Consider the following 13849-nt stretch of genomic DNA (forward strand, 5'->3'; position numbering starts at 1 on the left):
TCAGCAAAGGCCCCGGGTGCCAACCCGACCCCGCCGCACCCCGCCCCTAGCTGTGCGTGCGCAGCAACGTCCGCATCGTCCGCATCGCGACGGACAGGTTCGCCAGATCGAACGCGTCGGAGGACTGGATCTCCTCCAGGGTGGTGCGCGCCCGCCCCAGGATCGCCGCGTTCTTCTCCTCCCACGCCTTGAAGCGCTGCTCCGGCGACGTGGTGCCGTTGCCCACCGACAGCACGTCCTGGGTCAGCCCGGCGTGCGCCGCGAACAGGTCCTCGCGGATGGCGGCGCGGGCCATCGACTGCCAGCGGTCGGCCCGTGGCAGCTCGATGATCCGGTCGAGGAGCTGGGTGATCCGCAGCCGGTCGGCCAGGTCGTAGTAGACCTCGGCGACCTGCGACGGCTCCTTGCCGGTACGGGCCGCGATGGCCACGATGTCGAGCGCCGGGAAGGCCGAGGAGAACCCGGCGACCCGCCGCGCGAGCTCCTCGGGCACACCCACGCCGGTCAGCTCGTCCAGGATGCCCTGGTACCACTCCAGGTCGGCGCCCTTGAGCCGGTCCCCGAGCGCGTCCCAGACCTGCGCCACGCCGGCCGAGAAGTCTTCGATGGTCTCGGCGATCTGGAGCGGCTGCGGCCGGTTGTTGAGCAGCCAGCGGGTGCCCCGCTCGACCAGGCGGCGCGAGTGCAGCCGGATGCGGGTCTGGACCGCGGCGTCGACCTTGTTGTCGAGCGCCTCCACGGCGTCCCACACCGCGCTCACACCGAAGATCTCGCGGGCCGCGGCATGCGCCCGCACGATCTCTTCGAGCGATGCCCCGGTCTCCTCGCGCAGCCGGTGCAGGAAGGTCGAACCGCCGATGTTGACGGTGTCGTTGACCAGCACGGTCGTGATGATCTCGCGGCGCAGCGGGTGGCCGTCGACGGCCTCGGTGAACTTCTCGCGGAGCTGCTGCGGGAAGTAGGCGTGCAGCAGCTTGGCGAGGTACGGGTCGTCCGGCAGCACCGTATGGACCAGCTCGTCGGCCACCGTGATCTTGGTGTACGCGAGCAGCACCGCGAGCTCGGGCTGGCTCAACCCCCGCCCGCTGTTGAGGAGTTCACGGATCTGGCGGTCGTTGGGCAGGAACTCGAGCGCCCGGTCCAGGTGTCCGTCGCGGCCCAGGCGGCGCATGAACCGCTGGTGCGCGTGGAGCAGCGAGGGCGACTGGGCGACCGCGTTGGCGAGCGCGGTGTTCTGCGCGTAGTTGTTGCGCAGCACCAGTTGCCCGACCTCGTCGGTCATCGCGGCGAGGATCTTGTTGCGCTGCTTGACGGTCATGTCGCCCTCCGCGACCAGGCCGTTGAGCAGGATCTTGATGTTCACCTCGTGGTCGGAGGTGTCCACGCCCGCGCTGTTGTCGATGGCGTCGGTGTTGACCCTGCCGCCCTGGCCCTCGGGGCCGCCCTTGCGGTCGAACTCGATCCGGCCGAGCTGGGTCAGGCCCAGGTTGCCGCCCTCGCCGACGACCTTTACCCGCAGGTCCTCGCCGTTGACGCGGATCGGGTCGTTGGCCTTGTCGCCGACGTCCGCGTTGGACTCCGCGGACGACTTCACATACGTACCGATGCCGCCGTTCCACAGCAGGTCGACCGGCGCCTTCAGGATCGCCCGCATCAGGTCGGCCGGGGTCAGCTTGGTGGTGCCGGGCTCGATGCCGAGGGCCTCGCGGACGTGCGCGTTCAGCGGAATCGACTTGGCGGTGCGCGGGTGGATGCCGCCGCCCGCCGAGAGCAGTTCCTTGTTGTAGTCGGCCCAGCTGGAGCGCGGCAGGTCGAACAGCCGGCGGCGCTCGGCGTAGGAGGCGGCCGCGTCCGGCTTCGGGTCGATGAAGATGTGCCGGTGGTCGAAGGCCGCGACGAGGCGGATGTGCTCGGAGAGCAGCATGCCGTTGCCGAACACGTCGCCCGACATGTCGCCGACGCCGACGACCGTGAAGTCCTCGCTCTGCGTGTCGTGGCCCAGCTCGCGGAAGTGCCGCTCGACGGACACCCAGGCGCCGCGCGCGGTGATGCCCATGCCCTTGTGGTCGTATCCGGCGGAGCCGCCGGAGGCGAAGGCGTCGCCGAGCCAGAAGTTGTAGCTGATCGCCACGTCGTTGGCGATGTCCGAGAACGTCGCGGTGCCCTTGTCGGCGGCGACCACCAGGTAGGTGTCGTCCTCGTCGTGGCGCACCACGTCGGCCGGCGGGACGACCTCGCCCGCGACCAGGTTGTCGGTGATGTCGAGCAGCGCCGAGATGAACGTCTTGTAGCTCGCGATGCCCTCGGCGAGCCACGCGTCGCGGTCCACCGACGGGTCCGGGAGCTGCTTGGCGACGAAGCCGCCCTTGGCGCCGACCGGCACGATGACGGTGTTCTTCACCATCTGCGCCTTGACCAGGCCGAGGATCTCGGTGCGGAAGTCCTCGCGCCGGTCGGACCAGCGCAGACCGCCGCGGGCGACCTTGCCGAAGCGCAGGTGGACGCCCTCGACGCGCGGCGAGTACACCCAGATCTCGAACTGCGGGCGGGGCGCGGGCAGATCGGGGATCGCCTGCGGGTCGAACTTCATCGAGACGTACGCGTGCGGAGCGCCGTCGGCCGTCTTCTGGAAGAAATTGGTCCGCAGCGTCGCCTTGATGACGGTGAGGAAGGAGCGCAGGATGCGGTCCTCGTCGAGGCTCGCCACCTGGTCCAGGGCCCCGTCGAGCTCTTCGAGGAGCCCGTCGATGAGCTCGGTGCCGGCCCGCTGGCGGTCCGGCGAGAGCCTCGCCTCGAAGAGCGAGACGAGCAGCCGGGTGGTGTGGACGTTGTCGCGGAGGGTGTCCTCCATGTAGTCCTGGCTGAAGGTCGAACCGGCCTGGCGCAGGTACTTGGCGTACGCGCGCAACACCATCGCCTGGCGCCAGTTGAGCCCGGCCCGCAGCACCAGGGAGTTGAAGCCGTCGTTCTCGGCGGCGCCGGTCCAGGTGGCGGCGAAGGCCTCCTGGAAGCGCTCGCGGGCGTCGTCGGCGAGGTAGTCGCCGTTGCCGTTGGACTTCTTCGGCATGCGCAGGCCGAAGTCGTAGATCCAGGCGTGCGTGCGGTCCGCGCAGCGCAGCTCGTACGGCCGCTCGTCGGTGACCTCGACGCCGAGGCGCTGGAGCACCGGAAGCACCGCGGACAGCGAGACCTGCTCGCCGATCCGGTAGATCTTGAAGCGGCGCTCGCCGGGCGCCGCGCCGACCGGCTCGTACAGGGAGAGCGCGAAGTCGTTGCGTCCGTGGGTGAGTTGTTCCAGGTGGACGAGGTCGGCGACGGCGGCGCGCGGCGAGTGGTCGGCCTTGTAGCCCTCGGGGAAGGCGTGGCCGTAGCGGCGCAGCAGCTCGGCGGCGCGCTCCTCGCCGCACTCGGCGGTCAGCGCGTCGGAGAAGCCGTCGGCCCAGGAGCGGGCGGCTTCGACGAGGCGGGCCTCGATGCGCTCGGAGTCGGCGTCGGTGAGCTCGGCGAGCTCGGTACCGGCCGGGACGCGGACCACGAAGTGCAGGCGGGACAGGATCGACTCGGTGTTCCAGGCGGTGAAGTCGACGCTGGTGCCGCCGAGTTCCTCCTTGAGGATGTCGATGAGGCGAAGGCGTACGCCCGTGGTGTAGCGGTCGCGCGGGAGGTAGATCAGCGCCGAGTAGTAGCGGCCGTACTCGTCCTGGCGCAGGTACAGGCGCAGCCGGCGCCGCTCCTGGAGGTACAGGACGGAGGTCACGATGGAGCGCAGCTGGTCGGCCGGGGTCTGGAAGATCTCGTCGCGCGGGTAGGTCTCCAGGATCTGGAGCAGGTCGCGGCCGTCGTGGCTGTTGGGCGAGAATCCGGCGCCCCGCAGCACCTCGTCCACCTTGCGGCGCACCACCGGCACGCGGCGGACGGACTCGGTGTACGCGGCCGAGGAGAACAGGCCGAGGAAGCGGCGCTCGCCGACCACGTTGCCCTGCTCGTCGAACTTCTTCACGCCGACGTAGTCGAGGTAGGAGGGCCGGTGCACGGTGGCCCGGCTGTTGGCCTTGGTCAGCACCAGGAGCTTGTGCTCGCGGGCCTTGGCGCGGGCGTCGGCGGGCAGCCGGCTGAAGGAAGGGGAGACAGGGTGCCCGTCGTCCTGGCCGTGGTGCGGGTCGGAGCGCAGGATGCCGAGACCGGTGCCGGGGACGGCGGACAGGGAGTCGTCGTCGGTGAGCTGGTACTCGCGGTAGCCGAGGAAGGTGAAATGGTCGGCGGAGAGCCAGCGCAGGAGCTCCCGGGCCTCGTCCACTTCCTGCTCGCGCAGGTCACCGGCCTTCGGCTCCTTGGGCAGCTCGTCGGCGATGCGCAGCGCGGCGTCGCGCATCTTCTCCCAGTCCTCGACGGCTTCCCGTACGTCGGACAGGATGCGGAGCAGATCGGCGGTGATCTGCTTCAGGTCGGCGCGGTCGGTCTCGCGGTCGATCTCGACGTGGATCCAGGACTCGGTGAGCGCATCGTGCGGCAGGTCGGCGGTTTCGGCGCCGGTGTCCAGCACCTCGATGAGCTTGCCGGTGAGGTCGCGCCGGGCGACGACCTGCGGGTGGATCACGACGTGGATGCCGCGGTTCTGCCGGGACAGCTCGTTGGTGACCGAGTCGACCAGGAAGGGCATGTCGTCGGTGACGACCTCGACCACGGAGTGGCTGCAGGTCCAGCCGTTCTCCTCGACGGTCGGGGTGTGCACCCGGACGTTGGCGGTGCCCTGCGGCCGGTTCTCCGCGAGCCGGTAGTGGGAGAGCGCCGCACCGAAGACGTCGACCGGGTCGCGGTCGGCCAGGTCCTCTGGTGCGGTGTGCAGGTAGTAGCGCTGGAGGTACCCGAGCAGGCTGCCCTGGTCGGGGCCCTCACCGCTCGTGGACCCGGTCGCGGCCGCCCGATCGGCAAGGGGCTCTGCCCCCAGGCCGCCGGGCCCCCCGACCGGGCTGTTCTCAGCTACCCGGGCCGCCCGTGCGAGCAGCTCGGCCTTGGCTTCGTCCAGCTTGGTCTGCATGTCCTCTGGCTCCTGTCGCGCGCCGTTGCGTGACGTAGGGGAAAGAAGCGGCGCAACGCCACGACGCGGGGTGTCCGGTCGGTGTCGACGTTATGCCGCGATGAGAGATACCCGGGCGCTTACCGGCCAATTTTGTGGCGCCGCGCCGTGCTTCCGGGTGGAGGGAATCAGCGACTGCCCGGGCACGGTAGTGCGCCGGGCGCAGGGCAGAGGCATCAGTGCCTCCGCGGCATATCGCGCTGATCACGGGACAAGGCTATCGCCCTCGACCCCCGAACCGTCACGAGCCTCATGTGTACAAAGCTCGGGCCAGAAGTTGGACAGTCTGGACAGGACGCGAGGTCCGGAACGAGCCCTCTTGGCAAACCGGCGGCGCGCGGGCACGTTGACCGGTACGGAATCCGCATGTGCGATCGACCTCCAGTTACGTTGAGCCTCGAGTTCCTTTGAGCCTCGACTTCCTTCGAGCCTCCAGCCCCCGGTGAGGGAGTGCAGCCATGGCAGCCAAGATCCTGATCGTGACCGGCGACGCCGCCGAGTCCCTTGAGGTCCTCTACCCGTACCAGCGCCTGCGCGAGGAGGGGTACGACGTCCACATCGCGGCCCCCGCCCGCAAGAAGCTCCGCTTCGTGATCCACGACTTCGAGCCCGGCTTCGACACGTACACGGAGAAGCCCGGCTACACCTGGCCCGCCGACCTGGCCTTCACGGAAGTCGATCCCGGCCAGTACGCCGCACTGGTGATCCCGGGCGGCCGGGCCCCCGAGTACCTCCGCAACGACCCGGAGCTGAGGAAGATCCTCAAGGCCTTCTTCGACACCGACAAGCCGGTCGCCCAGATCTGCCACGGCCCGCTGCTCACGGCCGCGATCGGGGGTCTGACCGGGCGCCGGGTCACCGCGTATCCGGCCCTTGAGCTGGACATGCAGGCGGCCGGCGCCACCTTCCAGGACGCGGAGGCGGTGGTGGACGGCACGCTGGTCTCATCCAGGGCCTGGCCGGACCACTCCGGCTGGATGAGGGAGTTCCTCACGGTGCTGCGGGCGAAGGCGCCGGTGACGTGACGCCCCGCTGACGGGGGTCTGGGGGCTGAGCCCCCCACGCGGCGGAGCCGCACCATGTCACAGCGGGAAGGGGCGGGGTGGGGAAGAAGCCCGCCGCAGGCACCCACCCCCCTCAGCCCACCAGCTCCTCCGCGACAGCCACCGCCTCCGCGAGCGAGTCGACCACCGGCACCCTCGCCACGGCGAGGCTGGCCCGGCTGTGCGAACCCCCGGTGAACAGCACCGCCGCCGCCCCTACCGCAGCCGCGGCCACCGCGTCGTCCACCGCGTCCCCGATGATCACGACCCGCTCCCCGGATATGTCCGCGTCCGCGGCCCGCAGCGCGGTCAGATGGCGCACCATGTGCTCCGCCTTGCTGCCGTGCGAGGGCCCGGTGCGTCCGTCGACCCGTATGAAGTGCTCGGTGATGCCGTGCCGCCGCACGATCGGCACCAGGTGCTCGTGGGGTGCCATGGACAGCAGCGACTGGCTCAGCCCGGCCGCCCGCCGCGCGGCGAGGAGCTCGGCCGCACCCTCGGTGAGCCCGCAGGCATCGGCCCGCGCCCAGTACTGCCGGTGGAAGGCGGCGTCCATGACCAGCCACTCGGCATCGGTGGGCAGCCGCCCGATCAGCCGCTGGTAGAACCGGGGTATCGGCACGCAGTACAGCTCGCGGTACCGCTCCAGCGTGATCGGCTCCAGGCCGAGCTCCGCGAAGGCGGCGTTGGTCGCCTCGATGACCGCCGCGTTGTCATCGAGCAGCGTGCCGTTCCAGTCCCAGACCAGGTGCGCCGGGCGCTTCCCCGTGTACTGCCTGCCGTTCCCCATGCCAAAACGGTACCCACCACCACTGACAACCGACCGCAGGCCGATATACCCGCAGGTCAGGCGATCAGGTTGGGGATTTCCTGCACCCCGAACCACAGCAGTTCGTGGTCTTCCGCGCCGTCCACGGTGAACTGGGCGTCGTCGTCGCCGTGGTCGGCCGCGCCGAGCGCCTCTGCGGCGGCCGTCACATCGGCCACCGCGTCTTCGGCGTCCACGTGCACGGCGGCGGCCTTGGCCAGCGCCACCGGGGATGCGATCCGCACTTCGCCCAGCGAGCTCGCGTCCAGACCCAGGTCCGGGTCGGCGCTCACGGTCCCGTCCGGGACGTCCGCGGCGATCACGACACGGCGCCTGGCCGTGCCGGGCTCGCCGGCGAGCAGCCGCAGCGAGGCTGCCGCGGCCCGGCTGAGCGCCGCGTACTCCAGCTCCTCGATGTCGTCGGAGACGTACCACTCGCGCAGTCCGGGGGTGACGGCGTACGCGGTGAGCGGCGCGGGGCCGAGCTCTCCCGCTCCGTGTGCCGTCGCAAGACCGGAGATGGTCAGGGGTACGTACACGCGCATGGCAGACCGCTCTCTTGTCGTCGTCTCATCCGGTCGGGAGACGGGTTCAGGATACGCGCGGGAGTCCCCCTTCGAGCTGCCGGTGCGCGCTGGTCGCCCGCCCTCGCCGGACCCGGCCGGATCGGCCCCCACCTGGGAAGACGGAGCGCCCACTCATCCGGATAGGTGAATCCGTACGCCCCTGCTCCGCACCGGGCACGGTCCTTGCGGCCGCTCCCGCTGTCCCCATACAAGATCCCCAACGGAAGTTACTCATCGGTATCAAAGGGGGCGGCAGCCATGAGCAGGACCACGACCGGGCCGGCGGGACGCGGCGACCAGCGCAGGCCCGGCAGCACCGGAATCCGGCGGCCGCAGCGCCTGACCCCGCACGACCTGTTCGCGCAGAAACTGCTCGCGGTACTCAGCGGCGAACGCCCGGTGCACTGGATGCTGGGCCTGACCGTGGGAGACGCGTACGAGCAACTGGTACGCCTCGCCCCGCGCACCCCATTCCGCACCCGCGGCACCCGTCCCGTCGTACGGTCCTGCCGGGCGGCACCGCTGGACCGCGGGATCGTGGAAGCGGCCGCCTGCATCGCGGCGGGCGAGCAGGTGCGCGCCATGGCCTTCCGCCTGGAGCAGGGCGCCGATCTGCGCTGGCGCTGTGCGGCCGTCGAGCTCGGCGGCGAGCGCGTCCCGGCATAGCCGAGGGGCCCGGCACCTTCCCGTGCCGGGCCCCACGACGACGTACAGCCGCTGTTACTTCCTGCGGCGGCTTACTTCTTGCGGCGGCGCCCGCCCGTGCTCTTCTGGGCCTTGCGGCGCTCGGCACGCGTCATGCCGTCCGCCTCCGAGCGGGCCGGCTCGTCACCGTTGTCGAAGTCGCCCTCGACCACGCCGCCCTCGCCGTCCACCGTCGGCGCCGAGAAGTGCAGCCGGTCCGGGCGCTGCGGGGCGTCCAGACCCTTCGCCCGGATCTCGGGACGTGCGGCCGGAATGGCGTCTTCCTTGCTGAGCGAGGTCACCTCGGCGGGCGCGGAGTCCTCGACCGGGACCTCCTCGACCTGCTGCTCGACCTGGACCTCCAGGTTGAACAGGTAGCCGACCGACTCCTCCTTGATGCCGTCCATCATGGCGTTGAACATGTCGAAGCCCTCCCGCTGGTACTCGACCAGCGGGTCCTTCTGCGCCATGGCCCGCAGGCCGATGCCCTCCTGGAGGTAGTCCATCTCGTAGAGGTGCTCGCGCCACTTGCGGTCCAGGACCGAGAGCACCACACGGCGCTCCAGCTCGCGCATGATGTCCGAGCCGAGCTGCTCCTCGCGGGAGGCGTACTGCTCGTAGATGTCGTCCTTGACGGACTCGGCGATGAACTCGGCGGTGATGCCCGCCCGGTCACCCGCCGCGTCCTCCAGCTCCTCCACGGTGACCTTCAACGGGTAGAGCTGCTTGAACGCGCCCCACAGCCGGTCCAGGTCCCACTCCTCGGCGAAGCCCTCGACGGTCTCGGCCTGGATGTAGGCGTCGATGGTGTCGTCCATGAAGTGCTTCACCTGCTCGTGCAGGTCCTCGCCCTCCAGGACGCGGCGGCGCTCGCCGTAGATGACCTCGCGCTGGCGGTTGAGCACCTCGTCGTACTTCAGGACGTTCTTGCGGGTCTCGAAGTTCTGCTGCTCGACCTGCGACTGGGCCGAGGCGATCGCGCGCGTCACCATCTTGTTCTCGATCGGCACATCGTCCGGAACGTTGGCCATCGACATGACGCGCTCGACCATCTGGGCCTTGAACAGGCGCATCAGGTCGTCGCCGAGCGACAGGTAGAACCGGGACTCGCCCGGGTCGCCCTGACGGCCCGAGCGGCCGCGCAGCTGGTTGTCGATACGCCGCGACTCGTGCCGCTCGGTGCCGAGGACGTAGAGGCCGCCGAGGTCCTTGACCTCTTCGAACTCGGCCTTGACGGCCTCTTCGGCCTTCTCCAGGGCGGCGGGCAGCGCCGCGGCCCACTCCTCGACGTGCTCCACCGGGTCGAGGCCCGCCTGGCGGAGCTCCGCCTCGGCGAGGTCGTCCGGGTTGCCGCCGAGCTTGATGTCGGTGCCTCGTCCGGCCATGTTGGTGGCGACGGTGACGGCGCCCTTGCGGCCGGCCTGGGCGACGATGATCGCCTCACGGTCGTGCTGCTTGGCGTTGAGCACCTCGTGCTGGATGCCGCGCTTGGAGAGCTGCTGCGAGAGGTACTCGGACTTCTCGACCGAGGTGGTGCCGACCAGGATCGGCTGGCCCTTCTCGTGCTTCTCGGCGATGTCGTCCACGACCGCGTCGAACTTGGCGACCTCGGTGCGGTAGATCAGGTCCGACTGGTCCTTGCGGACCATGGGCTTGTTCGTCGGGATCGGCACGACGCCCAGCTTGTAGATCTGGTGGAACTCGGCGGCCTCGGTCATCGCCGTACCGGTCATGCCGGAGAGCTTGCCGTAGAGGCGGAAGAAGTTCTGCAGGGTGATCGTGGCGAGCGTCTGGTTCTCGTCCTTGATGTCCACCCCTTCCTTCGCCTCGATCGCCTGGTGCATGCCCTCGTTGTAGCGGCGGCCGGCGAGGATACGGCCAGTGTGCTCGTCGACGATCATGACTTCGCCGTCGATGACGACATAGTCCTTGTCGTTCTTGAACAGTTCCTTCGCCTTGATGGCGTTGTTCAGGTAACCGACGAGCGGGGTGTTCACCGACTCGTAGAGGTTGTCGATGCCCAGCCAGTCCTCGACCTTGGCGACGCCGGGCTCGTGGATGGCGACGGTGCGCTTCTTCTCGTCGACCTCGTAGTCGCCGGTCTCCTCGATGCCCTTCAGCGGGTTGCCCGCCTCACCCTTGGTGAGGCGCGTCACCAGCTTGGCGAAGTCGCCGTACCACTTGGTGGCCTGGTCGGCCGGGCCGGAGATGATCAGCGGCGTACGGGCCTCGTCCACCAGGATCGAGTCGACCTCGTCCACGATGGCGAAGTTGTGGCCGCGCTGGACGAGCTCGTCCTGGGACCACGCCATGTTGTCGCGGAGGTAATCGAAGCCGAACTCGTTGTTCGTGCCGTACGTGATGTCGCAGTTGTACTGTGCGCGACGCTCGGCGGGCGACATGTTGGCCAGGATGCAGCCGACCTCCAGACCGAGGAACTTGTGCACCCGGCCCATCATTTCGGAGTCGCGCTCGGCCAGGTAGTCGTTGACCGTGATCAGGTGCACGCCCTTGCCGGACAGCGCGTTCAGGTACGCCGGCAGCGTGCCGACGAGGGTCTTGCCCTCACCGGTCTTCATCTCGGCGACGTAGCCGAGGTGCAGGGCGGCGCCGCCCATCATCTGGACGTCGTAATGACGCTGGCCGAGGACGCGCTTGGCCGCCTCGCGCACGGTCGCGAAGGCTTCGGGAAGCAGGTCGTCCAGGCTCTCGCCGTCCGCGTACCGCTCCTTGTACTCGTCGGTGAGGGCACGCAGCTCGGCGTCGGAGAGGTTGACGAAGTCCTCTTCGATGGAGTTGACCTGGTCCGCGATGCGGTGCAGCTTGCGCAGGATCTTGCCTTCGCCTGCACGCATGAGCTTTGAGAGGACGGACACGGGGGTTGGTCTCCTTGCCGATCGGGCCTGGCGCGGTCGAGTGGCTATGGGTGTGGGTACAGCAACGGTCATCGTATGCGAGGACCCGGCCGCGCCGGGAGGTCTGCCGTTACGACAACGGACAGGACCCGCCGAAGGTGCCGGTCGGGTGGCGAAATGTGTTGGCTCCCCGGGCCGCCCGCACGGAGAATCGACCGATGGAGCCTGTCACCCTCACCACCGCACGCCTGCTGCTGCGCCCCGTCGGCCCCGAGAACGCGGAGGCCGCCTACGCGGCCTGTCAGGACCCCGACATCCAGCGGTGGACCACCGTCCCCTCCCCGTACCTGCGCGAGCACGCGGAGAGCTTCACCACGAACTTCGGCCCGGACGGCTGGCGCAACGACACCGACTACACCTTCGCAGTACTTACTGCGGACGGCACGACCCTGGTCGCCATGATCGGCGTGACGCGGCGCGGACCGGGCCTCGCGGAGCTCGGCTTCTGGGCGGTGAAGGAGCACCGCGGCCGCGGCTATATGACGGAGGCGGCCTCCGCCGTCGCCCGCTGGGCCTTCGAGCGGGCCGCCGTCGACCGCCTGGAATGGCGCGCGGAAGTCGGCAACGAGGCCTCCCGCGCGGTCGCCCTCAGGGCCGGCTTCGTCATGGAGGGCACGCTGCGCTCGGCGGCCGTGCACCGGGGCACCCGCACGGACAGCTGGATCGGCGCCCTGCTCCCGTCCGACCTGGGCCTGCCGGGCGTGCTTCCGCACCTGCCCGCACAGAGTTGATCTCCGCCCCGGTGCGTTGTCAGTGGCGACCACTATCGTGCGGAGGATGACGAGCCTGCCGCCTCCCGCCGCCGAACTGTCCGCCGACGAGGCCCGCCGGATAGCCCTACGGGCCCAGGGCTTCCTCGGCGCGCCCGACCGCCGGGGCGGCGTGCGCGGAGTCCTGCGCCACCTGGGCACGGTCCAGCTCGACACCATCTCCGTGCTCGCCCGCTCGCACGAGCTGATCCCGTACGCCCGCCTCGGCGCCGTCGGCCGCAAGGCGGTCGAGAACGCCTACTGGAGCGACAGCCACTCCTTCGAGTATTGGTCGCACGCGGCCTGCCTGCTGCCCGTCGAGGAGTGGCCGCACTTCGCCTTCCGCCGCCGCGCCTACCGCTCCCGGCCGCACTGGAACCACCACCTACCCGACGGCGCCTACGAGCAGGTGATCAAGCAGCTGCGCGCCGAAGGCCCCCTCACCGCGACGGACTTGGGCGGCGCCAAGAACAAGGGCGAGTGGTGGGACTGGTCGGAGTCGAAGGTGGCCGTCGAGCGGGCGCTGATGTACGGAGAGGTGGTGTGCACCGAGCGGCGCGGCTGGAAGCGCGTGTACGACCTGGCCGAGCGGGCCGTTCCGGACGCGCTGCTGCACGACGACCTGGACGATACGGAGTGCCTGCGCCGCCTGGTGCGGCTGGCCGGGCAGTCGCTGGGGGTCGGCACCCGCGCGGACATCGCCGACTACCACCGCCTCAAGGGCGAGCAGTTCGACGCGGTGGTCGCCGATTCGGGTCTGGTGCCGGTCACCGTGCAGGGCTGGTCCAAGCCCGCCTGGGCGGATCCGCAGGCGCTGGCCACCGAGCCGCGCGGCCGCCACCGCACCACGCTGCTCTCACCCTTCGACTCGCTGATCTGGGAGCGCGCCCGCACCGAGCGCATCTTCGGCTTCACCCACCGACTGGAGGCGTACGTCCCCAAGCCCAAGCGCATCCATGGCTACTTCGCGATGCCGCTGCTCTCGGGCGGCCGGCTGATCGGCCGGGTCGACCCCGCGCGCGAGGGGCGCACCCTGGTCGCCAAGCAGGTCTCCCTGGCATCGGACAAGGCCGTCCGGCCCATGGCCCAGGCCCTGTTGGAAGCCGCCGAGTGGGTGGGCTGCGACTCCGTACGGATCGAACGGGCCGGGACCCCACAGCAGGCGGCGGCGCTGACCTCGGCGCTGGCTATCTGATCTCGAGGATCTTCTCGCGCATCGCGTAGACCACCGCCTCCATCCTGGAGTGCAGCTGCAGCTTCTCCAGGATGTTGCGCACATGGTTCTTGACGGTGTTCTCGGAGATGAACAACTCCTTCGCGATGTCGCGGTTGTTCATCCCCGTGGCGACCAGTTTGAGAACCTCCAGCTCGCGGTCGGTGAGCCGGGGCGCGGGCACCAGGCGCCGCTCGTCGGTGCGCTGGATCATCGACTTGAACTCGGTGAGCAGCTTGGAGGCCATCGAGGGGCTGATCTGCGACTGCCCGTCGGCCACCGCCCGGATGGCGGTGGCCACCTCGTCGGTGGAGATCTCCTTGAGGAGATAGCCCGTCGCCCCCGCCTTGATCGCGTCGTAGAGGTCGGCCTCCTCGTCGCTGATCGTCAGCATGATGATCTTTGCGCTGGGGGCCACCTCCTTGATGGAGGTGCAGGCCTCGATGCCGCCGCGCCGGGGCATCCGCACGTCCATCAGCACGATGTCCGGCAGCAGGTCAGCCGCCTTGTCCACGGCCTCCGCCCCGTCCCCGGCCTCGCCGACGACCTGGATGTCCTCCTCGGCCGCCAGCACGATCTCCAGCCCCCGGCGGAAGAGGGCGTGGTCGTCCACCACCAGGACCCGGATCGGCTCCTTGCGGGACGCCCCCGCGTCCGTCCCGGTCTCTCTGTCCCCACCGTTCGGGCTTTCGGTATATGAACCGTCGTGCACCGGCCCGAAGCTGTCCGCCATCGTTCCTCCCCCTGAAGGCCGTGGCCCGAGTTGGTGTCGCGGCACCAACCACGCTCCAGGG

Annotated in this window: 9 protein-coding genes; 4 read left to right on the forward strand and 5 right to left on the reverse strand. The window is 69.8% G+C overall.

Annotation, left to right across the window (positions count from 1 at the left end):
* Window positions 1–46: 46 nt before the first annotated feature.
* On the reverse strand, window positions 47–5038 hold the full coding sequence (locus ACIBK6_RS03585) for an NAD-glutamate dehydrogenase (protein ID WP_399048373.1): 4992 nt from the start codon (window positions 5036–5038) through the stop codon (window positions 47–49).
* Between the two features lie 497 nt (window positions 5039–5535).
* Here ACIBK6_RS03585 and ACIBK6_RS03590 point away from each other — a divergent pair, with 497 nt between their 5' ends.
* Window positions 5536–6102 (forward strand): DJ-1/PfpI family protein, encoded by a 567-nt coding sequence (locus tag ACIBK6_RS03590; protein WP_399048375.1) that lies wholly within the window; start codon window positions 5536–5538, stop codon window positions 6100–6102.
* 112 nt (window positions 6103–6214) lie between these two features.
* Here the strand turns inward: ACIBK6_RS03590 and ACIBK6_RS03595 are convergent, their stop codons facing one another.
* Together ACIBK6_RS03595 and ACIBK6_RS03600 are read right to left on the reverse strand one after the other, a co-directional pair.
* Window positions 6215–6910: an HAD family hydrolase gene (locus ACIBK6_RS03595; RefSeq protein ID WP_399048377.1), complete on the reverse strand. Its 696-nt coding sequence runs from the start codon at window positions 6908–6910 to the stop codon at window positions 6215–6217.
* Window positions 6911–6966: 56 nt separating this feature from the next.
* Window positions 6967–7473: a DUF6912 family protein gene (locus ACIBK6_RS03600; RefSeq protein ID WP_399048380.1), complete on the reverse strand. Its 507-nt coding sequence runs from the start codon at window positions 7471–7473 to the stop codon at window positions 6967–6969.
* A 279-nt stretch (window positions 7474–7752) separates the two neighbouring features.
* Here ACIBK6_RS03600 and ACIBK6_RS03605 point away from each other — a divergent pair, with 279 nt between their 5' ends.
* On the forward strand, window positions 7753–8160 hold the full coding sequence (locus ACIBK6_RS03605) for an Rv3235 family protein (protein WP_399048381.1): 408 nt from the start codon (window positions 7753–7755) through the stop codon (window positions 8158–8160).
* Window positions 8161–8231: 71 nt separating this feature from the next.
* Here ACIBK6_RS03605 and secA read toward each other — a convergent pair whose 3' ends face one another.
* The gene (gene secA, locus ACIBK6_RS03610) at window positions 8232–11054 is read right to left on the reverse strand and encodes a preprotein translocase subunit SecA (RefSeq protein ID WP_399048383.1); all 2823 of its coding nucleotides are present in this window, start codon (window positions 11052–11054) and stop codon (window positions 8232–8234) included.
* A 197-nt stretch (window positions 11055–11251) separates the two neighbouring features.
* Between secA and ACIBK6_RS03615 the strand changes: the two genes are divergently transcribed.
* Both ACIBK6_RS03615 and ACIBK6_RS03620 read left to right on the forward strand, forming a co-directional pair.
* The gene (locus ACIBK6_RS03615; protein ID WP_399048384.1) at window positions 11252–11824 is read left to right on the forward strand and encodes a GNAT family N-acetyltransferase; all 573 of its coding nucleotides are present in this window, start codon (window positions 11252–11254) and stop codon (window positions 11822–11824) included.
* 46 nt (window positions 11825–11870) lie between these two features.
* Complete coding sequence (locus ACIBK6_RS03620; protein WP_399048386.1) at window positions 11871–13037, forward strand: winged helix-turn-helix domain-containing protein; 1167 nt, start codon at window positions 11871–11873, stop codon at window positions 13035–13037.
* On the opposite strand, the gene ACIBK6_RS03625 is transcribed toward ACIBK6_RS03620, so the two are convergent.
* Complete coding sequence (locus ACIBK6_RS03625) at window positions 13030–13788, reverse strand: response regulator (RefSeq protein ID WP_399048388.1); 759 nt, start codon at window positions 13786–13788, stop codon at window positions 13030–13032. The genes ACIBK6_RS03620 and ACIBK6_RS03625 overlap by 8 nt on opposite strands.
* Window positions 13789–13849 lie beyond the last annotated feature (61 nt).

Origin of the sequence: Streptomyces sp. NPDC050485 (assembly GCF_044458185.1) — a bacterium.
GTDB lineage: Bacteria > Actinomycetota > Actinomycetes > Streptomycetales > Streptomycetaceae > Streptomyces.

What these genes read in the sequence shown, in the direction of transcription:
- ACIBK6_RS03605 (WP_399048381.1), top strand. Translation starts at nt 7,753, where the DNA reads ATGAGCAGGACCACGACCGGGCCGGCGGGACGCGGCGACCAGCGCAGG.
- ACIBK6_RS03590 (WP_399048375.1), top strand. Translation starts at nt 5,536, where the DNA reads ATGGCAGCCAAGATCCTGATCGTGACCGGCGACGCCGCCGAGTCCCTT.
- ACIBK6_RS03620 (WP_399048386.1), top strand. Translation starts at nt 11,871, where the DNA reads ATGACGAGCCTGCCGCCTCCCGCCGCCGAACTGTCCGCCGACGAGGCC.
- ACIBK6_RS03625 (WP_399048388.1), bottom strand. Translation starts at nt 13,788, where the DNA reads ATGGCGGACAGCTTCGGGCCGGTGCACGACGGTTCATATACCGAAAGC.
- ACIBK6_RS03600 (WP_399048380.1), bottom strand. Translation starts at nt 7,473, where the DNA reads ATGCGCGTGTACGTACCCCTGACCATCTCCGGTCTTGCGACGGCACAC.
- ACIBK6_RS03595 (WP_399048377.1), bottom strand. Translation starts at nt 6,910, where the DNA reads ATGGGGAACGGCAGGCAGTACACGGGGAAGCGCCCGGCGCACCTGGTC.
- ACIBK6_RS03585 (WP_399048373.1), bottom strand. Translation starts at nt 5,038, where the DNA reads ATGCAGACCAAGCTGGACGAAGCCAAGGCCGAGCTGCTCGCACGGGCG.
- ACIBK6_RS03615 (WP_399048384.1), top strand. Translation starts at nt 11,252, where the DNA reads ATGGAGCCTGTCACCCTCACCACCGCACGCCTGCTGCTGCGCCCCGTC.